Source organism: Pseudomonas sp. BF-RE-21 (genome assembly GCF_019947305.1).
GTDB lineage: Bacteria > Pseudomonadota > Gammaproteobacteria > Pseudomonadales > Pseudomonadaceae > Aquipseudomonas > Aquipseudomonas migulae.
The window spans coordinates 1-24,796 of record NZ_JAGYGF010000016.1 but is presented as its reverse complement, the minus strand read 5'-3'; the positions used below and the strand labels follow the sequence as shown (position 1 = coordinate 24,796).

At 61.6% G+C, this 24,796-nt stretch carries 21 protein-coding genes; 13 read left to right on the top strand and 8 right to left on the bottom strand.

The features are described 5' to 3' along the window. Positions 1–13 precede the first annotated feature (13 nt). The 4 genes from mdeB to KGB25_RS13375 form a co-directional block, all read right to left on the bottom strand. Positions 14–2,713 carry an alpha-ketoglutarate dehydrogenase gene (mdeB, locus tag KGB25_RS13390; RefSeq protein WP_223435166.1) on the bottom strand — a complete coding sequence of 900 codons (2,700 nt, stop codon included), beginning with the start codon at positions 2,711–2,713 and terminating at the stop codon, positions 14–16. Further along, positions 2,710–3,129 (bottom strand): hypothetical protein, encoded by a 420-nt coding sequence (locus tag KGB25_RS13385; RefSeq protein WP_223435164.1) that lies wholly within the window; start codon positions 3,127–3,129, stop codon positions 2,710–2,712. The genes mdeB and KGB25_RS13385 overlap by 4 nt, the downstream gene beginning before the upstream one ends. Positions 3,130–3,181: 52 nt before the next feature. Beyond that, positions 3,182–3,631, bottom strand: a complete 450-nt coding sequence (locus tag KGB25_RS13380; RefSeq protein ID WP_008036370.1) for a hypothetical protein — start codon at positions 3,629–3,631, stop codon at positions 3,182–3,184. 765 nt (positions 3,632–4,396) lie between these two features. Next, positions 4,397–5,413 (bottom strand): 1-aminocyclopropane-1-carboxylate deaminase, encoded by a 1,017-nt coding sequence (locus KGB25_RS13375; RefSeq protein ID WP_008045265.1) that lies wholly within the window; start codon positions 5,411–5,413, stop codon positions 4,397–4,399. Positions 5,414–5,613: 200 nt separating this feature from the next. Between KGB25_RS13375 and KGB25_RS13370 the strand changes: the two genes are divergently transcribed. Next, positions 5,614–6,123 (top strand): Lrp/AsnC family transcriptional regulator, encoded by a 510-nt coding sequence (locus KGB25_RS13370; RefSeq protein ID WP_223435162.1) that lies wholly within the window; start codon positions 5,614–5,616, stop codon positions 6,121–6,123. Between the two features lie 50 nt (positions 6,124–6,173). Here KGB25_RS13370 and KGB25_RS13365 read toward each other — a convergent pair whose 3' ends face one another. Together KGB25_RS13365 and KGB25_RS13360 are read right to left on the bottom strand one after the other, a co-directional pair. Next, positions 6,174–7,520, bottom strand: a complete 1,347-nt coding sequence (locus KGB25_RS13365; RefSeq protein WP_223435161.1) for a PQQ-dependent sugar dehydrogenase — start codon at positions 7,518–7,520, stop codon at positions 6,174–6,176. Positions 7,521–8,023: 503 nt separating this feature from the next. Beyond that, positions 8,024–8,947: a LysR family transcriptional regulator gene (locus KGB25_RS13360; RefSeq protein ID WP_008033815.1), complete on the bottom strand. Its 924-nt coding sequence runs from the start codon at positions 8,945–8,947 to the stop codon at positions 8,024–8,026. A gap of 175 nt (positions 8,948–9,122) precedes the next feature. Here KGB25_RS13360 and KGB25_RS13355 point away from each other — a divergent pair, with 175 nt between their 5' ends. The 11 genes from KGB25_RS13355 (at position 9,123) to KGB25_RS13305 (ending at position 21,573) form a co-directional block, all read left to right on the top strand. Beyond that, positions 9,123–10,262, top strand: a complete 1,140-nt coding sequence (locus KGB25_RS13355) for an iron-containing alcohol dehydrogenase (RefSeq protein ID WP_008043085.1) — start codon at positions 9,123–9,125, stop codon at positions 10,260–10,262. 73 nt (positions 10,263–10,335) lie between these two features. Beyond that, complete coding sequence (locus KGB25_RS13350) at positions 10,336–11,115, top strand: enoyl-CoA hydratase-related protein (protein ID WP_008043086.1); 780 nt, start codon at positions 10,336–10,338, stop codon at positions 11,113–11,115. Position 11,116: 1 nt separating this feature from the next. Next, positions 11,117–12,325 carry a CaiB/BaiF CoA transferase family protein gene (locus KGB25_RS13345; protein ID WP_223435160.1) on the top strand — a complete coding sequence of 403 codons (1,209 nt, stop codon included), beginning with the start codon at positions 11,117–11,119 and terminating at the stop codon, positions 12,323–12,325. Between the two features lie 169 nt (positions 12,326–12,494). Further along, the gene (locus KGB25_RS13340; RefSeq protein WP_008033809.1) at positions 12,495–13,538 is read left to right on the top strand and encodes a TRAP transporter substrate-binding protein; all 1,044 of its coding nucleotides are present in this window, start codon (positions 12,495–12,497) and stop codon (positions 13,536–13,538) included. A gap of 15 nt (positions 13,539–13,553) precedes the next feature. Continuing rightward, positions 13,554–15,452 (top strand): TRAP transporter large permease subunit, encoded by a 1,899-nt coding sequence (locus tag KGB25_RS13335; RefSeq protein WP_008033807.1) that lies wholly within the window; start codon positions 13,554–13,556, stop codon positions 15,450–15,452. A gap of 40 nt (positions 15,453–15,492) precedes the next feature. Then, positions 15,493–15,951 (top strand): thioesterase family protein, encoded by a 459-nt coding sequence (locus KGB25_RS13330; RefSeq protein ID WP_223435158.1) that lies wholly within the window; start codon positions 15,493–15,495, stop codon positions 15,949–15,951. Between the two features lie 15 nt (positions 15,952–15,966). Next, positions 15,967–16,926 (top strand): amidohydrolase family protein, encoded by a 960-nt coding sequence (locus KGB25_RS13325; protein WP_223435155.1) that lies wholly within the window; start codon positions 15,967–15,969, stop codon positions 16,924–16,926. Beyond that, the gene (locus tag KGB25_RS13320) at positions 16,919–17,878 is read left to right on the top strand and encodes an amidohydrolase family protein (RefSeq protein ID WP_223435153.1); all 960 of its coding nucleotides are present in this window, start codon (positions 16,919–16,921) and stop codon (positions 17,876–17,878) included. Before KGB25_RS13325 ends, KGB25_RS13320 begins: the two co-directional genes overlap by 8 nt. A gap of 31 nt (positions 17,879–17,909) precedes the next feature. After that, on the top strand, positions 17,910–19,487 hold the full coding sequence (locus KGB25_RS13315) for an aldehyde dehydrogenase (NADP(+)) (protein ID WP_223435151.1): 1,578 nt from the start codon (positions 17,910–17,912) through the stop codon (positions 19,485–19,487). 125 nt (positions 19,488–19,612) lie between these two features. Continuing rightward, positions 19,613–20,185 carry a PPC domain-containing DNA-binding protein gene (locus KGB25_RS13310; RefSeq protein ID WP_008043099.1) on the top strand — a complete coding sequence of 191 codons (573 nt, stop codon included), beginning with the start codon at positions 19,613–19,615 and terminating at the stop codon, positions 20,183–20,185. 80 nt (positions 20,186–20,265) lie between these two features. Further along, on the top strand, positions 20,266–21,573 hold the full coding sequence (locus KGB25_RS13305; RefSeq protein ID WP_223435149.1) for an OprD family porin: 1,308 nt from the start codon (positions 20,266–20,268) through the stop codon (positions 21,571–21,573). Between the two features lie 29 nt (positions 21,574–21,602). Here KGB25_RS13305 and KGB25_RS13300 read toward each other — a convergent pair whose 3' ends face one another. Beyond that, positions 21,603–22,385 carry an SDR family NAD(P)-dependent oxidoreductase gene (locus KGB25_RS13300; protein WP_008043101.1) on the bottom strand — a complete coding sequence of 261 codons (783 nt, stop codon included), beginning with the start codon at positions 22,383–22,385 and terminating at the stop codon, positions 21,603–21,605. A 117-nt stretch (positions 22,386–22,502) separates the two neighbouring features. Next, positions 22,503–23,426 (bottom strand): LysR family transcriptional regulator, encoded by a 924-nt coding sequence (locus KGB25_RS13295; protein WP_223435147.1) that lies wholly within the window; start codon positions 23,424–23,426, stop codon positions 22,503–22,505. A 150-nt stretch (positions 23,427–23,576) separates the two neighbouring features. Here KGB25_RS13295 and KGB25_RS13290 point away from each other — a divergent pair, with 150 nt between their 5' ends. Continuing rightward, complete coding sequence (locus tag KGB25_RS13290) at positions 23,577–24,482, top strand: NAD-dependent epimerase/dehydratase family protein (protein ID WP_008035828.1); 906 nt, start codon at positions 23,577–23,579, stop codon at positions 24,480–24,482. The last annotated feature ends 314 nt before the right edge of the window (positions 24,483–24,796 follow it).

The following is a 24,796-nucleotide window of genomic DNA, read 5'->3' as shown; positions in this document are numbered from 1 at the left end:
CTGAAGCCCGGCTTCAAGCGTCCCAAGGCGCGATGGCGTCAACATCAATCCCGTAGCGCGCAATCGCTTCGGCACACACGCCGGCATCGAGGCGCCCGTCCTGAACCAGTGACGTCAGGGCGCTCAAGACGATCTGATGGCGGTCCACTTCGAAAAACGCGCGCAACCGGCTGCGGGTATCACTGCGGCCAAAACCGTCGGTACCGAGCGCCGTGTAACGTGTCGGCGCGTAGCTGGCGATCAGTTGGGGCAAGGCGCGCACATAATCGGTGCTGGCAATGATCGGTGCATTGTCGTTGAGCGATTCCTGAACGTGGCTGCGCCGCGCCGGTTGTCCCGGATGCAGGCGATTCCAGCGCTCCACCTCACGGGCCTCGCGGGCCAGCTCGGTGAAGCTGGTGACGCTCCAGACCTCGCTGTCGATGTTCCAGTCGCTGGCCAGCAGCTCGGCTGCCGCGATCACTTCAAGCAGGATCGCGCCGGAACCCAGCAACTGAACGCTGCCGCGTGCGTCCTCGACTTCATGCCGGGCGAACAGGTACATGCCCTTGATAATTGCCTGTTCGACGCCCTCGGGCAGGTTGGGCTGCGGGTAGTTTTCGTTCATCAGCGTGACGTAGTAGAACTCGTCGACCTGGCGTTCCAGCATCTGGCGCATGCCGTGATCGAGGATCACCGCGAACTCACCGGCGAACGCCGGATCGTAGGCCCGGCAGTTGGGCACCATCGCCGCCATCAGGTGACTGTTGCCGTCCTGGTGCTGCAAACCTTCGCCACCCAGCGTCGTGCGCCCCGCCGTGGCGCCGAGCAGAAACCCGCGCGCCCGCTGGTCCGCCGCTGCCCAGATCAGGTCGCCGATGCGCTGGAAGCCGAACATCGAGTAGTAGATGTAGAACGGCAACATCGGCAGGCCATGCACCGAATAACTGGTCGCGGCGGCTACCCAGGAACTGATCGCCCCGGCCTCGCTGATGCCCTCTTCGAGAATCTGCCCGTCGAGGGCTTCGCGATAACTCAGGATCGAACCGATATCCTCCGGCTCATAACGCTGGCCCACGCTGGAGTAAATCCCGATCTGCTTGAACAAACTGGCCATGCCGAACGTACGCGCTTCATCGGCCACGATCGGCACGATGCGCGGCCCCAGTTGTTTATCCCGGAGCAACCCGCTGAGCATCCGCACGAAGGCCATGGTGGTGGACATTTCCTTGCCTTCGGCGGCAATGGCGAACCCGGCGTAACTGTTGACGTCGGGCACGGCCAAGGACGTCGACGTGGTGGGCCGCGACGGCATATAGCCGCCCAATGCCCGGCGACGTTCATGCAGGTAGCGCATTTCGGCGCTGTCGTCGTCAGGTTTGAAGAAGCTCAGCGAAGTCGCCTGTTCATCGGTCAACGGCAAATTGAAACGGTTACGGAAGGCGATCAACGCGTCCTTGTCGAGTTTCTTCTGCTGGTGCACGGTCATCTTGCCCTGCCCTGCATCGCCCATGCCGAAGCCTTTCTTGGTCTGCGCGAGAATCACCGTGGGTTTTCTGCCCTCGCGCATCGCGCTTTGGTAGGCGGCGAAAATCTTCACCACGTCGTGGCCACCGCGTTTGAGGCGGTCGATCTGTTCATCGGTCAGGCCTTGGGCCAGATGAGCCAGTGCTTCGTTCTGGCCAAAGAACTGATCGCGATTGAAACGCCCGTCCTTGGCAGCGAACGTCTGGAACTGGCCATCGACCGTGGCGGACAGGGCCTTGACCAGCGCACCGTCGTGATCCCGGGCAAACAGTCCGTCCCAGTCAGAGCCCCAGACCAGTTTGATGACGTTCCAGCCGGCCCCACCGAACAGCGCCTCCAGCTCGTCGATGATGCGACCGTTGCCCCGCACCGGACCGTCCAGACGCTGAAGGTTGCAGTTGACCACCCACACCAGATTATCCAGCCCTTCGCGTGCCGCCAGCGTCAGGGCCGACATGCTTTCCGGCTCATCCATTTCACCGTCGCCGAACACCCCCCAAACGGTGCGCCCGGCAGTGTCTTGCAGGCCGCGGTGTTCCAGATAGCGCATGAAACGCGCCTGGTAGATCGAGCTGATCGGACCGATGCCCATCGAGCCGGTCGGGAACTGCCAGAAGTCCGGCATCAACCACGGATGCGGATAACTCGACAGCCCCCGGGCGCCATTGGCGCGTGCGCCGATCTCTTGCCGGTAATGCTGCAAGTCCTTCTCTTCGAGGCGGCCCTCCAGAAAAGCCCGTGCATAGACCCCCGGCGCCGAGTGCGGCTGGTAGAACACCAGATCGCCGCCGCTGGTTTCAGTGCGCGCCCTGAAGAAGTGGTTGAAGCCCACCTCAAACAAATCGGCGGCGCTCGCGTAACTGGCGATGTGGCCGCCGAGTTCCCCGTAGGCCTGGTTGGCTCTCGCCACCATGACCAACGCGTTCCAGCGCATGATCGAGGCCAGGCGTTCTTCGAGCGCCAGATCCCCCGGGAACACCGGCTGCTGCTCAACGCTGATGGTATTGATGTAGGGCGTGCCGTGACGGGGCCGCCAATTCATCTCGCAGGTGCTGGCCAGCGTCACCAACATGTCCATGATCTGCCGGGCCTGCCCGGTGCCGCCGTGGGCGATGACCGATAGCAAGGCATCGCGCCATTCAGCGATTTCCTCGGCATCTTCCGTGGTCTGGCCGGGTAACTGGGCATGAAGATCGGACGGGTTCATGGGCATCTCCTGCAAAAGGCTGATTCGTTATCAATGCGCGGTGTAGGGTTTGCTCGGGCCAGGCTTTTGACCTGCTCGACCGCTTCGATGACGGAGCGCTCGGTCCGGGCATCCCGGGCTATCGGGTAAATATTGATTCTGCGCTTGGGCAAATCGCGTAAAAAGCGCTTATCCAGTTCGCCAGCCACGACAAGGCAGTAATCACAGGTGGATGTGTGCGCTTCAAACATTCCAGCGCTCATCGGCGCGACATCGACCTGCATCAGTGCAATGTTTTCAAAGCAACTGAAACTGTGGTGAATCAACTCTAGATGTTCACTGCCCAGTCCAGCAGTGATCACAACAATGCGCGTGCCACTTGAGGGCTCGCGCATCCATTTCCTGGCGTTATTACGACGGTCGGCAGATCGGCTCATAGGCGTTGCCTTTCTTATTGGGTGTGTTTGATTGAGCGGACGAAGACATCCGCTAAATGACGTAGCGCTCCTGCAGCACGCTTTTCGCCAGGCTCCGGGTCGCCAACAAAACGGCTTCCACCTGTCGATCCATCGCCGCATGGGTTGAGGCGACGGTTCCCAGGTCGACGACGCGCAGCGAGTGACCGCAGACGGATCCCAGCCAGGTCAGGCCCGGCACCGTGCCGACTTCGACGTCCAGTAAAAAGCTGCTTTTGCACACGCCGCGCAGCAATTGGCGGGCATCACACGCTTGCTCGGGGCTGGACCCGACCCGCAACCAGTCGAGCATCAATGCCCTGCATTGCTTGACGGCCAGGTAAGCCACCTGATCCCAGTCGTCGATGGCCACGTGCAGCTGGTCGATCATGTATTTGGGCAATGCGGCACTGGTCACGATGACCACCCCGGCATCCGCCGAGGGTTCCTTGATCCAGACGGCGGATTGCGATATCGCATGCATGGCGCTACTCCTGGCGATTGAACGTTGTCCCCTTTCCTGTAGGAGCCGGCTTGCCGGCGATGAGGCCCGTTGGTTTTGCATCGATCTCAAGGCCGCCATCGCCAGCAAGCCGGCTCCTACAAGGGTTCGGTGACAGACACGAAAATGTGAACAACACAATCCACTGTAGGAGCCGGCTTGCTGGCGATGGGGCCCGTGAGTTCTGCATCGATTTCGAGGCCGCCATCGCCGGCAAGCCGGCTCCTACAAGGGTTTGGTGACAGGCACGAAAATGTGAACAACACAATCCACTGTAGGAGCCGGCTTGCCGGCGATGAGGCCCGTAGGTTTTGCATCGATTTCAAGGCCGCCATCGCCGGCAAGCCGGCTCCTACAAGGGTTCGGTGACAGACACGAAAATGTGAACAACACAATCCACTGTAGGAGCCGGCTTGCCGACGATGAGGCCCGTTGGTTTTGCATCGATTTCAAGGCCGCCATCGCCAGCAAGCCGGCTCCTACAAGGGTTCGGTGACTGACACGAAAATGTGAACAACACAATCCACTGTAGGAGCCGGCTTGCCGGCGATGGGGCCCATTGGTTTTGCATCGATTTCAAGGCCGCCATCGCCAGCAAGCCGGCTCCTACAAGGGTTCGGTGACAGACACGAAAATGTGAACAACACAATCCACTGTAGGAGCCGGCTTGCCGGCGATGAGGCCCGTGAGTTCTGCATCGATTTCGAGGCCGCCATCGCCGGCAAGCCGGCTCCTACAGGTTTGTGATCAGCCGTTACGGAACAGGAAGCTGTAGGCATTCAGCGCAGGCACCCCGCCCAAGTGTGCGTAAAGCACTTTCGAGCCTTCAGGGAACTCGCCACGGCGAACCATTTCGATCATCCCGTGCATGGATTTCCCTTCGTACACCGGGTCGGTCAGCACGCCTTCAAGTCGGCCGCACAGGCGGATGGCTTCCAGCGTGCCGTCGTTGGGCAAACCGTATTCCGGATAGGCAAACCGTGTGTCGAGCACCACATCTTCTTCGGTGATTTCGCGCCCCAGCTCCACCAGTTCAGCGGTGTGCCGGGCGATCCGCAGGATCTGTGCCTTGGTCTTTTCCGGTTTGGCCGAAGCGTCGATACCGATGACATTTTTCGAACGGCCGTCGGCGGCAAACCCGACCACCATGCCCGCCTGGGTGCTGCCGGTCACCGAGCAGACCACGATGTAATCGAACTTGAAGCCGAGTTCTTTTTCCTGCTGGCGGACTTCCTCGGCGAAACCGACGAAGCCGAGGCCGCCATACGGATGTTCGGAACAGCCCGCCGGGATCGGAAACGGTTTGCCACCGCGCTCCACCACATCGTTCATCGCCTTCTCCCAGCTGGGGCGAATGCCGATGTCGAACCCGGCAGCGTCCAGTCGTACATCCGCGCCCATGATGCGAGACATCTCGATGTTGCCAACGCGGTCATACACGGCATCGGAGTAGTTCACCCAGTTTTCCTGGACCAGCACGCACTTCATACCCAGGTGTGCGGCAACGGCAGCGACCTGGCGGGTCTGGTTCGACTGGATCCCGCCGATGGACACGAGGGTGTCGCAGCCCTGCTCGATGGCCTCGGGAATCAGGTATTCGAGCTTGCGAGTCTTGTTGCCGCCGAAGGCCAGGCCACTGTTGCAGTCTTCACGCTTGGCATACAGCTCGACTTTGCCGCCCAGGTGTTCGCTGAGGCGTTTCAAGGGAGTGATGGGCGAAGGACCGAAGGTCAACGGATAGCGTTTGAAACGATTCAGGTTCATGACTCTGCTCCTTGATTATTGGATATCCAAGCGCCAGACCGAAAGGCAAACAGGCTGCATTCCAGGTTCTTTCAGAGGGGCTTCGATGAGTTCAATATTAAGAACAAAGCCAAAAATATGTGTTGCAAGTTTCAATACATTAAAGAAACATAAATCGCCGCCTATCACTTCAAACAACTTTTTATTGCGTGGAAATCCATATGAACGCAACAAATACTCACAAGAAAACCGGCACATCCAGCCCGGAGCCACACCCGCTGGACCGCACCGACCGCGCCATTCTCAAGGCGCTGCAACGCGACGCTTCCATCTCCAATGTGGCGCTTGCCGAGAAGGTCAAACTGAGTGCGCCGGCGTGTTTGCGCCGCGTTGAACGCCTCAAGCAGGCGGGTTTGATCAAGGGCATCGTCGCGTTGCTGGACAATGACGCGCTGGATGCGGGCATGGTGGTGTTGATCGGCGTGGTGCTGGACCGCTCGACGCCGGAATCCTTCGCTGCCTTCGAAGCGGCGGCGCAAAAGGTTTCCGGCTGCATGGAATGCCATGTGGTGACGGGGGAATTCGACTACTTCATGTTGATACGAACCAAGGACAGCAACAGTTTCAACCGCCTGCACGCGGAGCAATTGTTGTACCTGCCCGGCGTGCGGCAGATTCGTTCGTTCATGGGCTTGCGCCAAGTGGTCTCGACGCCGCAGATACCTCTTTGATGGCCCGTGTCAGCCGCGCAACTTGCGCGGTGACCGGGCCCTATCCCGCTTTATTGACCCGGTTTGGCCACCGCCACGCGCCATACCTTGTTGCCGACATCGTCCGCCACCAGCAGCGCACCGCTCTGATCAAGCGCTACGCCCACCGGACGCCCTTGCGCCTCGCCGTCGGCATTGAGGAAACCGGTGAGGAAATCCACCGGCAAACCTGAAGGCTTGCCGTCGCTGAACGGGATGAACACCACCTTGTAGCCGGCCTGCGGATTGCGGTTCCACGAGCCGTGTTCGCCAATGAACACGCCATTGGCGAAAGCGCTGGGCATGCCGCGCGAGTCAGAGAACGCCAGGCCCAGCGGTGCGACGTGGGTGCCCAACGCGTAATCCGGGGCGATGGCCTGGGCCACCTTGTCCGGGCGCGGCGGCTCAACCCGGGTGTCGACGTGGTTGCCGTAGTAACTCCATGGCCAGCCGTAAAACGCGCCGTCTTTTACCGACGTCAGGTAATCCGGCACCAGGTCGCTGCCGATTTCATCGCGCTCATTGACCACGGTCCACAACTGGCTCGAACCGGGTTTCCAGGCCAGGCCGTTGGGGTTGCGCAGACCGCTGGCAAACAGACGCTTGTCTGCGCTTTTAACGTCAACTTCCCAGATGGCCGCGCGCCCTTCTTCGGCCTCCAGACCGTTTTCGCCAACGTTGCTGTTGGAGCCCACGGTGACGTACAGCTTGGTGCCCTCGGGGTTGGCGAGCACGTTCTTGGTCCAGTGATGGTTGATACCGGCAGGCAGATCGGTGACTTTCACCGGCGTCGCCGTGATCTCGGTTTGCCCCTCGCTGTAAGGCACCTTGACCAGGGCGTCGGCGTTGGCGATGAACAGTTCGTTGCCCACCAACGCCATGCCGAAGGGTGACGTCAGTCCGCTCATGAACACCGTGCGCAGTTCAGCGTGACCGTCACCGTCGGCATCGCGCAGCAAAGTGATTCGATTGGCGCTGGGCGCATCGGCACCGACACGGCCCATCACAAAACCCATCGCGGTGCGCCGCGCCCAGGCCAGCGGACCGCTGCCACCGTCAGTGGCGCCTTCAGGCATCGGCGGGTGATTGCTTTCGGCGACCAACAGATCGCCATTGGGCAATCTGTAGATCCAGCGTGGGTGGTCGAGGTTTTCGGCCAGGGCCGTCACCGTGAAACCGGCGGGCGCTTTCGGCTTGTCGCTGCCGGCCCAGCCGATGGCCTTGGACACCTTCAACGTCGGGATCAGCGTAGTCGTGGGCTCAGGCAACTGCGGGCTCGGGCCGACACTGGCCTGCGGCGGCAGTTTGGAAGATTCACCACACGCGGTGAGCAACGCGGCAGCGGTCATCAAGAGCGCCAGTCGGCGGGAGACAGTCATGGTTCGAACCTCGCAATGGCCATCCGTGGGCCAATTCAGGAATAGGCAAAATCCCGTCGAGTATCGCGGCGCCGATTCGTTTCAAACACCGCGCCCGCCACAAATCAATTTTGCCTGAATCGCACGAATGCAAACGTCCAATGCCGGGCACTATCCCTGACAAAGACGCAACCCACTGTAGGAGCCGGCTTGCCGGCGATGGGGCCCGAGAGTTTTGCATCGATTTCAAGACCGCCATCGCCAGCAAGCCGGCTCCTACAAGGGTTTGGTGGCGGGCACGAAAAAGGTGAACAACACGATCCACTGTAGGAGCCGGCTTGCCGGCGATGAGGCCCGTAAGGTTTGCATCGATTTCAAGGCCGCCATCGCCGGCAAGCCGGCTCCTACAAGGGTTTGGTGGCGGGCACGGGAAAGGTGAACAACACGATCCACTGTAGGAGCCGGCTTGCCGGCGATGGGGCCCGTAGGATTTGCATCGATTGCGAGGCCGTCATCGCCAGCAATCAGGCGGGATTCAGCAGTGCCTCGCGCAGCAGCCTGGCCGCTGGCGAGTCCGGGACGCCTTTGCGCGACACCAGTTCATAGGGTTCGCTGCGTGAGGTGATCGGCAGCGGCAGCGTGGTGGTGAAGCCGTAGCCGGAGCAGAACTTCGCCACGTCGGTCGACACCAGCGCGACGAGGGTCGGGTTTTCCTGGAGCAGCGACAGAGTGGCGAAGGCCGAGGTGGTTTCCAGCAAATGCACCGGGAAACGCAGGTCGGCCTCATGAAACTCCCGCTCCAGCAACAGCCGCATCGGCATGTTGGCGCGATAGACGACCCAGCGGTAATCCACCAGGTCTTTCAACGACAACTGGCGGGCATAGGCGAACGGATGCTGGGTGCTGGCGATCACCGCCAGGGTTTCCTCGACGAAGGTCGAGCTCTCATACAAGTAGGGGGTGGTGCTGATGGTGGTACGGCAGATCGCCAGGTCCAGGCGCCCGGCATCGAGCTGGCTGAGCAGCGCGGCGCTGGTGTCCTCGACAATCTCGATGGACAGCTTCGGGTTGTCGGCAATCACCCGGCTGATCGCCGTGGTCAGCAGCGGCACGGCGCCCATGATGGTGCCGACCGACACGCGTCCGCCCTCGCCGCTCATGATGCCGATGATCTCTTCGCGCAGGTGCGCAAGGTCAGTCTGGATCAACCGCGCGTACCGGATGACCGAACGCCCGGCGTCGTTCGGCTCAAGCCCGCGGTTAGTGCGAGTGAACAGCGCAGTGCCGAAAGTGGTTTCAATTTCTTGCAGCGCCTTGCTCGCGCCGGGCTGGGTCAGCGCGACCTGTTTGGCCGCGCCCAGCAAGGAGCCGTGCTCATCCAGGGCGATCAGCAAACGGAGCTGCTTGACGTGCAGGCGGGACATGATCGAGTTCAGTGAGGGCGTCATCAGGGTTAACTAAAAGTTATAGAGGTATCGAAAGTTGTCAGTATCGAGGCTGGCCAAGACGGCCCTATAGTCCACTCCACAGCCAGGCAATGCAATGGGTTTGACCAGAGCGCGAAAGCCCTCCTGCCCCAGACCGGTTGCAACAATAACAATCCTGTATAACTTGTGGTGAATCATGTCACTCATCAATTACGTCACCAAAATCCAGTTCGGCTACGACAGCCTGCAGCACCTCGCCGCCGAAGCCGAGCGCGCCGGCATCACCCGGCCGCTGATCGTCACCGACGTCGGCGTGCGCAATGCCGGCATCGTCGACAAAGTCATCGCCGCCCTCGGTAGTGACCGCGCACCGACAATTTTCGACGCCACCCCGCCCAATCCGAATGAGCACGCCGTGCGTGAAGCCGTGGCCCAATACCACCTCGGCGAGTGCAACGGCATCATCGCTGTCGGTGGCGGTTCATCGATCGATCTGGCCAAGGGCGTCGCGGTCTGCGCCACCCACGACGGTCCTCTGCAAAGCTTCGCGGTGATTGAAGGCGGACTGGATCGCATCACCTCGGCCACCGCGCCGCTGATTGCAGTTCCGACCACGGCGGGCACCGGTAGCGAGGTGGGTCGCGGCGCCATCCTGATCCTCGACGATGGTCGCAAGGTCGGCGTTATCTCCCCCTATGTCGTGCCGCGCGTGGCCATCTGCGATCCGGAGTTGACCCTCGGTCTGCCGCCCATGCTCACCGCCGCCACCGGCATGGACGCTATCGCGCATTGCATCGAAACGTTCATGGCCCCGGCCTTCAACCCTGCCGCAGACGGCATCGCCCTCGACGGCCTGTGGCGTGCCTGGGAACACATCGAACGCGCGACCGCCGAGCCCGGTGATCGCGAAGCGCGGATGAACATGATGAGCGCGTCCATGCAAGGCGCGCTGGCCTTCCAGAAAGGACTGGGCTGCGTGCACAGCCTTTCCCACGCCTTGGGCGGCATCAATCCGAAACTGCACCACGGCACTTTGAACGCGATTTTTCTACCGGCGGTCGTGCACTTCAACGCCAACGCCCCGACCGTCCGCGACGAGCGCAAACTGGAACGACTGCGCCATGCCATGGGCCTTGAGGCCGACGCGAACATCGGCGCAGCCATCGAAGACATGACCAAACGCCTGGGCCTGCCGACCCGCCTGAGCCAGATCGGCGTCGATGAAAGCCTGTTCGCCGGCATCGTCGAGGGCGCGCTGCACGATCACAGCCACAAGACCAATCCGCGCGAAGCATCCTCGGCGGACTACCTGTCGATGCTCGAACAATCGCTGTAAGCAGCCGCTGCCCAACAACAATAAATCAGGAGGCAACCGCGTCGTCGGCAACGCCGACGGCAGCGGAACAATCATGAAGCCCACCGTCCTTATCGAACGGCAAGACGCCATTGCCATCGTCACCCTCAGTCATCCGGGAAAGATGAACGCCCTGACCCTGTCCATGTGGCAAGACCTGGGTGACGTCATGACCGAACTGTCCGCCGACCTCAGCGTGCGCTGCGTGGTGTTGCGCGGTGCGGGCGAACAGGCCTTTGCCGCCGGCGCCGATGTCGGCGAGTTTCCGAGCGTGCGCGCCAACCAGGCGCAGGCCCGACACTATGCCGAAGTCACTTCAGCGGCGATGCGCGCGGTTGTCGACTGCCCGCACCCGGTGATCGCGATGATCCACGGTGTGTGCGTCGGCGGTGGCCTGGAAATCGCTGCACTCTGCGACCTGCGCATCTGTGGCACGTCCAGCCGCTTCGGCGCGCCGGTCGGCAAGCTCGGGCTGGTCATGTCCTATGACGAAATGGCCGGGCTTGTGGCGCTGGCGGGACGCTCGACGACCCTGGAGATTCTCCTTGAAGGCCGCATTCTCGACGCCAACGACGCCTACGTGAAAAACCTCGTGACCCGCGTCGTACCGGATGCCGAAGTCGAATCCGAAACCCTCGCCACCGCCAAACGCATCACTAACGGCGCCCCGCTCGTCGCCCGCTGGCATCGCCAGGCGGCACGGCAACTGGAAGCGGGCATCGCCCCCACCGTCGAGCAGATCGACAGCAGCTACGCCTGCTACGACACCGACGATTTTCAGATCGGCCTGAACGCGTTCATCGCCAAAGCCAAACCACAATTCGAGGGCAAATAACATGGGACCGCTGACAGGAATGCGCGTGGTAGAACTGGCTCACATCATGTCCGGCCCGGTGTGCGGCATGATGCTGGCCGACATGGGCGCTGACGTGGTGAAGGTCGAGAAAGTCCCGGACGGTGATGATTCGCGCCGCTTCTCGCCGATCATGGCCAGCGGTGAATCCGCTTCGTTCATGGTGGTCAACCGCAACAAGCGCGGGATCGGCCTGAACCTGAAAACCGAGGGCGGCCGCGACGTTCTGCGCCGCCTGTTGATGGACGCCGACGTGGTCACGGAAAACTACCGCGCCGGCACCATGGAAAAATTCGGCCTCGGTTACGAAACCCTGAAAACCCTCAACCCCGGGCTGATCTACTGCGCGATTTCCGGTTACGGCCGCAGCGGGCCGTTCGGCGAAAAAGGCGGTTTCGACCTGATCGCCCAAGGCATGAGCGGCATGATGAGCATGACCGGTGAAGCCGGTCGTGAGCCGGTCAAGGCCGGTTCGCCGGTGGCCGACATCAACTCCGGCATCCTCGCCGCCCTCGGCATCTGCGCTGCGTATGCCGCGAAACAGAAAACCGGCCTTGGGCAGATGGTTGACACCTCGCTGTTCGAAGCCGGCCTGCAACAAATGTACTGGCCAGCAGCGGCGTATTTCGCCGATGGCACCATCCTGCCGAAAATGGGTTCGGCCAACTCCACCAGCGCGCCGTACCAGGTGTTCCGCACGGCGGACGGCTGGATCAACATCGGCGCCGCCAACCAGGCCAACTACGAACGACTGGTCGAGGCGCTGGCCGTTCCGCAATTGAAAGCCGACCCACGCTTCGCCAGCAACGCCTTGCGCATGGAGCATCGCCTGGCGCTGGTGGAAATCCTCAACGAAGTCCTGGTCGCACGCACCACCGATGAATGGATGGTGTTGTTCGACAGCCTCGGCCTGCCTGCCGGGCCGGTCCTCGACATCGCCGCCGCGCTGGCCCACCCGCAAACCAAGGCACGCGGCATGGTCGTCGAAACCGAACACCCGACCGAAGGCCGAGTGCGCGGCATGGGCTTGCCGATTCACTTCTCCGACATGGACAACGCCGCGCCACCGACCAGCCGCCCTGCACCGCTGCTCGGCGAGCACACCCGCGAAGTGCTGAAGGAAAGCGGGTATGCGGAACACGAAATCGACGAGTTGATTCGAACCCAGGCGGTGGTCGCACTCGCCTCCTGAACCGAACTGTGTGGGAGCGAGCCTGCTCGCGATGGACGTTAACGAAAACGCGTTTTTGGCTGGATAAACGCGGCGCCCTCAGGTCCATCGCGAGCAGGCTCGCTCCCACAAGGAGCAGCGTTCGCGTTGCTTTTTAGAACAACTACAACAAAAACAATAGGTGAACATCATGAGCCGTATCTTGACCGAGTCCGTCAGCCGCCGATCCTTTCTAGTGTCTGCCGGCGTCACCGTGGGTGGTGCTTTCGCCGCCAACCTGCTGCCTTCCAGCGTCTTCGCCGCGACCAAACCCATCGTGCTGCGCTACACCAGCAGCCTGCCCGACACCCATCCGCTGAACCAACAGATGAAGGCCGCCTCGCTGGCGATCAAGGCCGAAACCAACGGCGCGGTGGACTTGCAGGTGTACGCCAACGGCGCCATGGGCGGCGACACCGACATGCTGTCCCAGGTGCGCGCCGGGGCAATCGATTTCATTCCATTGCCGGGTGCGATTCTCTCGACGCTGGTGCCGGCCATGTCGATTGAAAGCATGCCGTTTGCGTTCAAGGACTACGACAGTGTCTGGGCCGCGCTGGACGGCAAGCTGGGCGAGTACGTGCGCGCCAAGACCGAGAAGGTCGGCCTGATTCCGATGGAAAAAGTCTGGAACAACGGCTTCCGCCAGATCACCAGCTCGACGCGTCCGATCAACACGCCGCAAGACCTCGCCGGCTTCAAACTGCGCGTCTTGGTCAGCCCGCTGTGGACGTCGATGTTCAGCGCCCTGGGCGCCTCGCCGACCGGCATCAGCATCAACGAAACCTACTCGGCCTTGCAGACCAAAGTGGTCGACGGCCAGGAAAACCCGCTGGTGGTGGTCGAGTCCGCACGTTTCTATGAAGTGCAGAAATATTGCTCGATGACCGACCACATCTGGGGCGGTTTCTGGATCGTCGCCTCGGGCAAGACCTTCCCGAAACTGCCGGCGGACGTGCAGGAAATCGTCTCCCGGCAGATCAACGCCGCCGCGCTGGTTCAGCGCCAACAGGTGATCGACCTCAACTCCAGCCTGGAGCCGTCGCTGACCGCCCACGGCATCACCTTCAACAAAGTCGACCGCACATTGTTCAGGACAGACCTGCAATCGAAAGGCTTCTACACCCAATGGAAAGATAAGTACGGCCCGGAAGCCTGGAGCTTGCTTGAGCAATACGCGGGTCAACTGTCCTAAGCCGGAGACAAAGTCATGAAAAATGAACTGCCAATGACGGATGTTGCTCCCGCTGAAGGACTCAGCCCACACCAAACCACATTTCGTCTCGGCCGCGCGCTGGACACCGGTCTGCGCTGGCTGACCGAGGGCAGCGCCGCGTTGCTGGTGGTCATCGAAGTCACGCTGCTGTTCTGCAACGTGTTCTCGCGTTATGTGCTCAACCAGCCGATTGTCTGGGGCGACGAACTGGCTTCGCTGCTGTTCCTGTGGCTGGCGATGCTCGGTTCGGTGGTGGCGATGCGACGCGGCGAGCACATGCGCCTGACCTCGTTCATCTCGCGGCTGCCCGTGGAAAAACGGGCGTTCATCGACACCCTGGGCGCAGTGATCGTCATCACCTTCATCGGGCTGCTGTTTACCCCGGCCTGGGAGTACGTCAGCGACGAGTGGATCATCACCACCGCCGCCCTCGAAATCCCCAACGCCTTTCGCGTCTCCGCCATCGCCGTCGGCCTGAGCCTGATGCTGATGACCTGCGTCGCCCGGCTGTTGACCAGCGCACGGTTGATCGACTTCTCGGTCTCGGTGGCGATGCTCGCATCCCTCGGCGCGTTGTTGTGGGTGGCCGAAGGCTCGATGTTGCTGATGGGCAACTGGAACCTGGTGATCTTCTTCATGGTCGGCGTGATGGCGATGATCGTCATCGGCGTCCCCATCATGGTCGCGTTCGGCCTGGCCACGGTGGCGTACCTGTCGACCATGACCAGCACACCACTCACGCTGGTGGTCGGGCGGATGGACGAAGGCATGGCGAGCCTGATCCTGCTGGCCATCCCGCTGTTCGTGTTTTTGGGTGCGCTGATCGAAGCCATGGGCATGGCGCGGGCGATGATCCGTTTCCTGTGCTCGCTGATCGGCCATGTGCGCGGCGGTTTGTCGTATGTGCTGATCGGCGCCATTTACCTGATCTCCGGTATTTCCGGCTCGAAAGCGGCCGACATGGCCGCCATCGCCCCGGCGCTGTTTCCGGAAATGAAGAAGCGCGGCGAGGACGAAAACGAACTGGTGGCGATGCTTAACGCCTCCGGGGCGATGTCGGAAACCATTCCGCCAAGCCTGGTACTGATCACCATCGGTTCGGTGACCGGCGTGTCGATTTCCGCACTGTTCACCGGCGGTTTCATGCCGGCGGTGGTGGGCGCAATTGCGATGGCAGCCGTCATCTGGTGGAAGAACCGCAAAGGTGAGGCCTCCACCGGCAAACGCGCCTCGGGCAAGGAAATCGGCCACTCGCTGCTGCTCGCGATCCCTGCGCTGGCCCTGCCCTTCGTGATCCGCACTGCGGTGGTCGAAGGGGTCGCCACCGCGACCGAAGTCGCCGCCATCGGCGTGGCTTACACCTTCATCGTCGGTCTGCTGTGTTACCGCTGCTTCGACTGGCGCCGCTTGTACCCGATTCTGGTCAGCACCGCGTCGTTGTCCGGCGCGATCCTGATCATCATCGGCAGCGCCACCGCCATGGCCTGGGCGCTGACCCAGTCGGGCTTTTCGCACCAGTTGGCGCAAGTGATGGCGACCGTTCCGGGGGGCGCGATGGGCTTCCTGATCATCTCCGCCGTGGCGTTCATCCTGCTCGGCAGTTTCCTGGAAGGCATCCCGGCCATCGTGCTGTTCGGCCCGCTGCTGTTCCCGATTGCCAAAGCCATGGGCATCAACGACGTGCATTACGCCATGGTCGCGATCTTCGCCATGGGCCTGGGCTTGTTCGCCCCGCCATTCGGCGTCGGTTTCTACGCCGCGTGCGCCATCGCCAAGGTCGACCCCAGTGGCGCCATGCGCCGGGTCTGGCCGTATCTCGGCGCCCTGGTCGTCGCGCTGGCGGTGCTGATCGCCGTGCCGTGGATTTCCATCGGTTTCCTGCCGTCTGCCTGAATCAACCTTTGACTGTCAGCACTCAAACACGAGGTTTTGTATGAATTTCTCCACACTGCACCCAGGCTCCGCCACCGAGCGCCCACTGATCGTCGACAAACAACGCACCATTTCGTTTCTGGGCGAAGACTTGCGCATCTACGCCACGCCGCGCCTGGTCGACGACATTGAACAGACTTGCCTCGATTACCTGCTGACCTTCCTCGACGAGGGTGAAAACACCGTGGGGGCGGCGGTCGATATCCGTCACGTCGGCGCCACGCTGCTGGGCATGTCGGTGAACATTGCCGCCACGGTCACCCGCATTGAAGGTCGCAGCGTCACCTTCAATGTCGAGGTGCGCGATGACGTCGAGCTGGTGGCGACAGCGGCGCATACCCGTGTGGTGGTGAATGTCGCCAAACTGCGCAGCCGCGTCCAGGCCAAAGCCGAGGCAGCGGCCGCAGGCGACGTCGAAGACGGCGTGCTCAGCCCTTCGCAATTCTCCGCGTCGCGCTGAGTCAGGGTCGCCGTCATGATCACCCTTCACGAACGCAACGGCATGCCGAACCTGGCGGCCGGGGATGCGCTGCCGGTCGTCGATGCCCATCACCATTTGTGGGACTTGGGCAACGGGCGCTATCCGTGGTTGCAGGACGAGTATCACGAGGAATTCTTCCTCGGCGACTATCACAGCCTGTGCCGTGATTTCCTGCCGGAACAGTTCCTCGCCCTGACCGAAAATCAACGCTTGGTCGGCACGGTGCACGTCGAGGCCGAGCGTGCACGCGATGAGCAAGTCGCCGAGACACGCTGGCTGGAACAAGTGAACGCCCGTTACGGCTTCCCGAATGCCATCGTTGCCCATGCCTGGTTCGATCGCGAAGACAGTGCAGAGATTCTCGCCGCTCAAGCCGCCAGGCCGCTGGTGAAAGGCATCCGTTCGAAACCGGTGACCTCGGCATCGCCGGACGTGTCGGTGGCCGGGGCCAAGGGCACCATGCAGGACCCGAACTGGCTGGAAGGCTTTTCACGGCTGGCCGAGCACGATCTGTCGTGGGACCTGCGGGTGCCGCCGTGGCACCTGATCGAGGCGGCGGAAGTGGCGGCGATGTTTCCGCAGATCCGCATTGCGCTCAACCACACCGGTTTCGCCTGGGACCGCAGCCCACAAGGCATGGCGCGCTGGCGCAAAGGCCTGGAAGCGTTGGCCTTGCAGCCGAACGTGCACATCAAGCTGTCGGAGTTCGGGCTTAAAGATTCGCCCTGGAATTATGACGACAACCGGATTGTGGTCCTGACCGCGCTGGAAATCTTCGGCCCCGAGCGCTGCATGTTCGCCAGCAATTTTCCGGTGGCCGGGCTGCGCGCTTCCTACGACACGATTGCCGATGGCATGGCCGCGATGCTCGCCCCCATGGGCCGTGCGGTGCAGGAAGCGGTGTTCGCCGGCAACGCTCGACGCTTTTATCGATTGGAGGAGCAGCATGGATAACCTGTCGGCCATCGACTGGCGCGCACGTTTTCTGGCCAGCGGCGACGATGCGGATTTGCCCATCGTCGACGCGCATCAACACTATTTCGATATCGAAAACCATTACTACCCATGGCTGAACGACCGGCCGTTGCGACCGTTTCGTTATGGCGATTACTCGTCGATCTGCCGCAATTTCCTGCCCGCCGACTATCACCGGCTGACCGGCCGCCATCACGTCGTGCAAACGGTCGTGATCGAGGGTGAGTGGGACCCGGCGACACCGGCCGATGAAGTGCGGTTTGTCGAATCGCTGGCGAAAACCGAGTCCACCCTGGGCGCCATGGTCGCGCAGGCCTGGCTGGATCGTGAAGACGCTTTTGATCTGCTGCGCCTGTACGGCGACCACCCATTGGTGCGCGGCATACGCCACAAACCGGCAGTAACCAGCCGTGAGGCCTGGCGCGAAGATTTTGTCGCCCCCGGTTCGATGCGCGATCCGCGCTGGCGCGATGGCTATGCCCAACTGGCCGAAAACGGCCTGCACTTCGAATTGCAGGCGCCGTGGTGGCATCTGCCGGAAGCCGCCGAGCTGGCGCGGGATTTTCCCGACGTGTCCATCGTGGTCAATCACACCGCATTGCCCGCCGACCGCTCCGAAGAAGGTCTGGCCGGTTGGCGTGAAAACCTCGCCCTGCTGGCACGGGAACCGAACGTCGTGCTGAAGATTTCCGGCATCTGCATTCCCGGCAAGGCGTGGCCGATCGAGTTGAACCGCGTGGTGGTGAACGACGCGATATCGATTTTCGACGTCAGCCGCTGCGCGTTTGCCAGCAATTACCCGGTCGATGGCGTGGTGAACAGCCTCAGCGAAGTGTTCGACGGTTTCAAAACCATTGTCCGGGACCGCTCTCTCGAAGATCGGCTTGCGCTGTTTCATGACAACGCCCGACGCATCTACCGGCTCGCTTGACCCGATTTGAACAGCTCATCAGGAGTCCAACATGTTTGAAGTTTCAGGCCACAACTACATCGCCGGCACGCGCTCGGCCAACGGCACGCACACCCTGCAAAGCCACGACGCCAGCACTGGCGAAGCACTGCCCTATCGCTTCCATCAGGCGACAACCGAGGAAGTGAATGCCGCTGCAGAAGCCGCGGCCACGGCGTACCCGACTTTCCGCAACCTGTCGGCCGCCCGACGCGCCGGGTTCCTCGATGCCATCGCCGCAGAACTGGATGCGCTGGATGACGCGTTCATCGCCCTGGTGTGCCAGGAAACCGCCCTGCCCGCCGGGCGCATTCAAGGTGAACGGGCACGCACCAGCGGCCAGATGCGCCTGTTCGCCACGATGCTGCGCCGGGGTGACTTCTACGGTGCGCGCATCGACCGTGCGCTGCCGGACCGTCAGCCACTGCCGCGTCCCGACCTGCGCCAGTACCGCACCGGGCTCGGTCCGGTCGCCGTGTTCGGCGCCAGCAACTTTCCGCTGGCCTTCTCCACCGCCGGCGGCGACACCGCTTCCGCCCTCGCCGCCGGTTGCCCGGTGGTGTTCAAGGCCCACAGCGGCCACATGGCAACCGCCGATTACGTCGCCGATGCGATCACCCGCGCAGCGCGCAAAACCGGGATGCCCGCAGGCGTATTCAACCTGCTCTACGGCAGCGTCGGTGAGGCGCTGGTCAAGCATCCGGCCATTCAGGCGGTCGGCTTCACCGGTTCGTTGCGTGGCGGTCGCGCCTTGTGTGACATGGCGGCGGCGCGCCCTCAGCCGATCCCGGTGTTCGCCGAGATGAGCAGCATCAACCCGGTGTTGCTGATGCCCGAAGCACTCAAGGCACGCGGTGAAAAAATCGCCGCCGAGCTGAGCGCTTCCGTGGTGTTGGGTGCGGGCCAGTTCTGCACCAATCCCGGTTTGGTGCTGGGCATTCGCTCGGCGGAATTCACGGCTTTCCTCGAACGTTTTACCGGATTGATGAGCGAACAACCGGCGCAAACGATGCTCAACGCCGGCGCCTTGAAAAGCTATTGCCATGGCCTCGACAACCTGCGCGCTCACCCCGGCATCACGCACCTGGCCGGCAGCGAGCAACAGGGCAATCAGGCGCGGCCGCAAGTGTTCAAGGCTGATGCGAGCCTGCTGATCAATGGCGATGAGTTGCTTCAGGAAGAAGTGTTCGGCCCGACCACCCTCGTCGTTGAAGTCGCCGATCACAGCGAGTTGATGCAGGCACTGCACGGTTTGCGCGGGCAGTTGACCGCCACGCTGATTACCGAGGATTCGGAGCTCGATACCCTCGGCGACGTACTGGCCCTGCTGGAACAGAAAGTCGGGCGCGTGCTGTTCAACGGTTATCCCACTGGCGTGGAAGTCTGCGACGCCATGGTGCATGGCGGCCCCTACCCGGCGACGTCGGATGCACGCGGCACCTCGGTCGGAACCTTGGCGATCGATCGTTTCCTACGGCCGGTGTGTTACCAGAATTGCCCCGACAGCCTGTTGCCGGAGGCCCTGAAAAACAGCAACCCGCTGAGCATCGCCCGACTGGTTGACGGCGTCAGCAGCCGCGATGCGCTGTAAGTCACCCGGCTTCAACTAACAACCACGTTTAGCGACAACTTCCGCGCCTGTTGAACTACAGGCGTCGGATTCGCTCGTCCCGAAAACCGCAACACCCACACAACAACAAAAACAGAGGAAGTCTCATGCAAGTCCAACGTCACCCGAAACAACGCCTGTGCAAACTGATGCTGGCCGTGTCCGCCGCCGTGATGATCAACATTGCAGGTGCTCAATTGGCCTTTGCCGAAACCACTCCCACCGCGACGACCGCGCCCATGCAATGCCCCACTGAAGCCACACCGCGCTACACCAAAACCCCCACCGGTTACCTCATGGTCCTGCGCACGGGCGACAACGCGTTCAAGGAGCTGACCAAACTGGCCATCGCCGAGAAGATCCCCAGCGCGTCCATCACCGGTATCGGCTTCGGCAACGTCAAGTTCGGTTTCTGGAACAAGGACAAGAAGGACTTCGACGCCAAGCTCTTGAACGGTGTCGAGATGGCGAGCATCACCGGCTCGGTCGCCTGGAAAAACGATCAGCCTTCGATCCATATGCACGGCGTGGCCGGTGACGCCACGTTCCAGGCGTATGGCGGCCACATCCTCGACTTCGAAGTCACCACCGGCTCGATGGAAATCACCGTGATCGTCCACCAGCGTCGACTGGAGCGCGGCATTGACCCATGCATCGGCGCCAACGTGCTGGGTATCTGATCCAGGCATCACGCTCCCGCCTGTCACGGCGGGAGCCACCCTCCTGAATTCAAAAACTACAAAAAAAAGGGGCGATTTACATGAGCAACAAGAACACCGTTGTAACCCTGGCGCTGGGCGCCATTGCACTGAGCACCCAGGCCCACGCCGATTTCCTGAGTGACAGCAAGGCAACCCTGGGGATGAGGAATTTCTACTTCAACAACGACAACCGCGACGGCCCGGCCGCGCCGTCAAAAACCGAGGAATGGGCGCAGGGTTTCATGCTCGACTTCAAGTCGGGTTACACCGACGGCATGGTCGGCTTTGGTGTCGATGCGCTCGGGCTGATGGGGATCACGCTGGACAGCGGCAAAGGACGCCATGTCGGCAGCAGCATGATTCCGTCGGACAGCGACAACAGCGCGGTCGATGAATGGAGCCGGCTGGGGTTGACCGGCAAGGTCAAGGTCTCGAAAACCGAGCTGCGCCTGGGCACGCTGATGCCGAAACTGCCGATCCTGGTGTCCAACGACGGGCGCCTGCTGCCACAGACATTCGACGGCGGCCAGATCACTTCAAGCGAGTTCAAGGACCTGACCCTCACAGGTGGCCGCATCGAACATGCGACGGGCCGTGGCTCAAGCGACCGGACAGGCCTGGCGGCCACCGGCGGCACCCGTGAAAGCAACGCCTTCGACTTCGCTGGCGGCGACTGGAAAATCACCAAAGACCTGACCGCCCAGTATTACTACGCCAACCTCGACAACTATTACACCCAGCAGTTTTTCGGCCTGTTGCACACGCTGGCGATCTCGGACAATCAATCGCTGAAAACGGACCTGCGCTACTTCAAGACCGATTCGTCGGGCGCTAACAGCTCGGGCACGTCAGGCTACCGAATCAGCGGCTACACCGAAGGCGCCGATGGCGAAATCGACAACCGGACCTGGAGCGCCGCGCTGATCTACACCGTCGGTGCCCATGCACTCACCGCCGGTTATCAAAGCGTTTCCAGCGGCAGCAACTTCACTCAACTCAGCCAGGGCAACCTGCCCGATAAAGGTGCCGGCGGCGCCAGCCTGTACCTGTACACCGACCGCCTGATCCAGACCTTCACCCGCGCGGGCGAACGCACGTCTTTCGGTCAGTATGCGTATGACTTTGCCGGTATGGGTGTGCCTGGTTTGAAGGCTTCGGTCATCTACCTCAGCGGCGATAACATCAAGACCGTCACCGGCGACACCCAGAAGGAATGGGAACGGGATTTCGGCCTGGACTACACGATTCAGTCCGGCGCGCTTAAGGGTATCGGGTTTGGCTGGCGCAACGGCAAGTCCAACAGTGAAGCGAGCCGCGATCAGGATCAAAACCGCTTGATCGTGAGCTACAGCATTCCGCTGCTTTAACGTGTACCGGTTCGCAGGGATGCGACCCCTTATAGAATCGAGCGAATGGTGCCGCCCTCGACGCGCATGGCCATGCCATTGAGCGCCGGTGACGCCGCCAGGTGCAGCACGCTGCAGGCCACTTCTTCAGGCTCGATCATGCGCCGGATCAACGACGTCGGTTCGGTATCGTCAAAGTAATCGTGGACCACCTGCTGCGGGGTGATGCCTTTCTCGGCAGCGATTTCGCGGTGGTAACGCTTGACCGCCTCGGTGTAGGTCGGCCCCGGCAGGATCGAGTTGACCCGCACGGCGGTGCCTTTGGTAAGTTCGGCCAACGCTCTGGAAATCCCCAGCAGGCAGGTTTTCATCGCGCCGTAATGAACCATCCACGGCTGTGGCTTGACCGCGGATTCACTGCTGATAAACACAATCGAACCGTGCCCGCGTTCGAGCATCTGCTTCATGACCAGCCGCGTCATGCGCACACCGCTCATGACATTGACGTTGAAGTAATGAAACCACTGGGCGTCGTCCGTTTCGAAAAAGTCCCGGACTTCGAAGATGCCGACATTGTTGATCAGGAAATCAATCGGCCCGGACTCAAGGGCCAAGGCCACCAGACGTTCCGCCGCGCCTTCCTGGGTCAAGTCTGCCACCAGGCCTTTGCTGCGTTCACCCAGTTCTGCGACGGCTGCGTCGACCTCTTCCGCCAGCAGCCCGCTGATGACCACGTTGGCGCCTTCAAGGATGAAACGCTGGGCGATGGCCTTGCCGATCCCCGTCGCGCCGCCGGTGATCAGCGCGGTTTTTCCAGTCAGTTGATAGTCCATGAACAGCCCTGGTTTGTTGTTATATGGACAATCATGCCCCAGGCCTGGCGTGAAGACTTTCAAGGGTTGCTGAAGACTGATTCAGCAAAAAACCGAAACCGCGGGGTTGTGTTGCAATCAGGGCGAGGTCAACTGCGGCCCGATTCGTTCCAGCAGAAAATCAATGAACACCCGTACGCGATGGGGCAATTGCTGTCCCGGGCCGATGAACACGGCGTGAATCGCCTCGGTTTCACCACTGTCGAATGCCTCCAGCAGCGGTACCAGACGCCCCGCTTCGATGTCGGCGCTGATGTGGAAATTCGCCAGCCGGGCAATCCCCAATCCGGCCAGCGCCGACTGACGCATGCTCTCGCCGTCACTGAGCAGGACATTGCCCTTGGGCTCGATCTCGATGCGTTGACCGTCAGCGCCGCGAAAAACCCAGGCCTGGGAATGGCGATGAAAACCAAAACTGAGGCGGTTATGCCGCTGCAACTCCTCCAGGGTTTTCGGCTGTCCCCAGCGGGCGAGGTAACCCGGTGAGGCCACGGTGATCTTGCGGCTTTCACCCAAACGTCGCTGGACCAGGCTCGACTCTCTCATCGGGCCGGTGCGGATCGCGACATCCGCGCGTCGCTCCAGCAGGTCCACCACGGTGTCGGTCAGCTCGACGTTCAGCGTGATGTCCGGGTAGGCCGCAAGAAAATCCGGCAGCAGCGGCAACAGGCAATGCAGACCGAACGGCAGGTTGGCGTTGACCTGAATCAGCCCGCTAGGCCGGGTCACGTTGGCGATATCTCGCTCGGCGGAATCGATCAGTTCGAGAATCCGCAGGCATTCGTTGTTGAACCGCTCGCCTTCCGCCGTGAGCTCCAGACGCCGCGTCGAACGATGCAACAAGCGCGCACCCAAGCGCGCCTCAAGTCGCGCAATCAGTTTGCTGACCGCCGAGGGCGACATGTCCAGGCGTCGTGCGGCTTCAGAGAAGGTGCCTGCGCTGACGACCCGGGTGAACACTTCCATCTCGCCGGAGCGGTTGATGTCTTTGATCGTTAGCATGAACTTGATTCACAGATACTTGTAGTTCCAGCAGTCTAGCTCATATACGGAGTGGATCGTATCGTGACCGGATTCCTTGACCAGGAATACCTGCGCCTTCCATTTAATGCGAGGCCGGGCATAACTCAAAGATGCAAGGGAGATAATCCATTGAAAATTTTCGTTACCGGCGTGACCGGTTACATCGGCGGTTCCGTAGCCAAATACCTGGTGGATGCGGGCCATGAAGTCAGCGGCCTGGTGCGTAACCCGGAACACCGCGCAGCGCTGCAGGCACTGGGCATCACCCCGGTACTCGGCACCCTCGATGATGCTTATATTCTCAGCGAACAGGCGCGCGCTGCCGACGCAGTGGTCAACGCCGCCAACTCCGACCATCGTGCTTCGGTGGAAACGTTTATCAGCGCCCTGAGCGGCAGCGGAAAAGTGCTGTTGCACACCTCCGGTTCGAGCGTGGTCGGTGATGATGCTCGTGGCGCCTATGAACGCCCGGATATCTTCACCGATGAAACGCCGTTCACGCCGATGGACATCCGCAAGGACCGGGTCGAGATCAATCAGCTGGTGCGTAATGCCGGCGTTGAGCTGGGTATTCGCAGCATTGTGTTCTGCCCGACCATGATTTATGGCGAGACGTTGGGCGTGCCGGCGAAAAGCGATCAACTGCCGAAACTGTTCGCTCAATCGCGCAAGTATGGCGCGGGGGCTTACATGGGGGCCGGGGTGCATCGCTGGTCCAACGTGCACATCGAGGACCTGGCGGAGTTGTATCGTCTGGCTATCGAGAAGGCGCCTTCTGCTTCGTTGTTCTTTGCCGAGAATGGCGAGGCTTCGTTTATCGAGATTGCGACGTCGATCAGCAAGTCGTTGGGTTTTGGCGGGGCGATTCAGAGCTGGCCGGCGGATGAGGCGATTGCCGAGCTGGGGGATTGGGCGCGTTTTGCCATTGGTTCGAATAGCCGTGTGCGTGCGGTCAATGCTCGTGTGTTGTTGGGCTGGGCGCCGAAGCGGGAGTCGATTCAGCAGTGGATCGAGACTAGCGGTGTGCAGTGGTGATTGTTCGCTTTATGCGGTGATGCTGCTGGGTGTGTGCATATCCATTTCTGCGGTAACGGCGGCTATTGGTTCCGCTCTTACAGCGGGTCACTTGGAAGAGCGCCAAGTAACCAAGCGCTCTTGCCCCTTTCGTTCGGTGCCTCGCTAAGGCTCGGCATGCCCTCGCTCCGGTCCTGCTCCGTGGGCCCGCCGCCATCGGCCATCCATGGCCGGGGGCGGCTAACCCGGCATCCATGCCGGGTTGCCCACTGCGCAGAACCTCCACTCGGCCTCTCGAGGGGGCGCTCAGATCAAAAGCTGAAGGCGAGCTAACG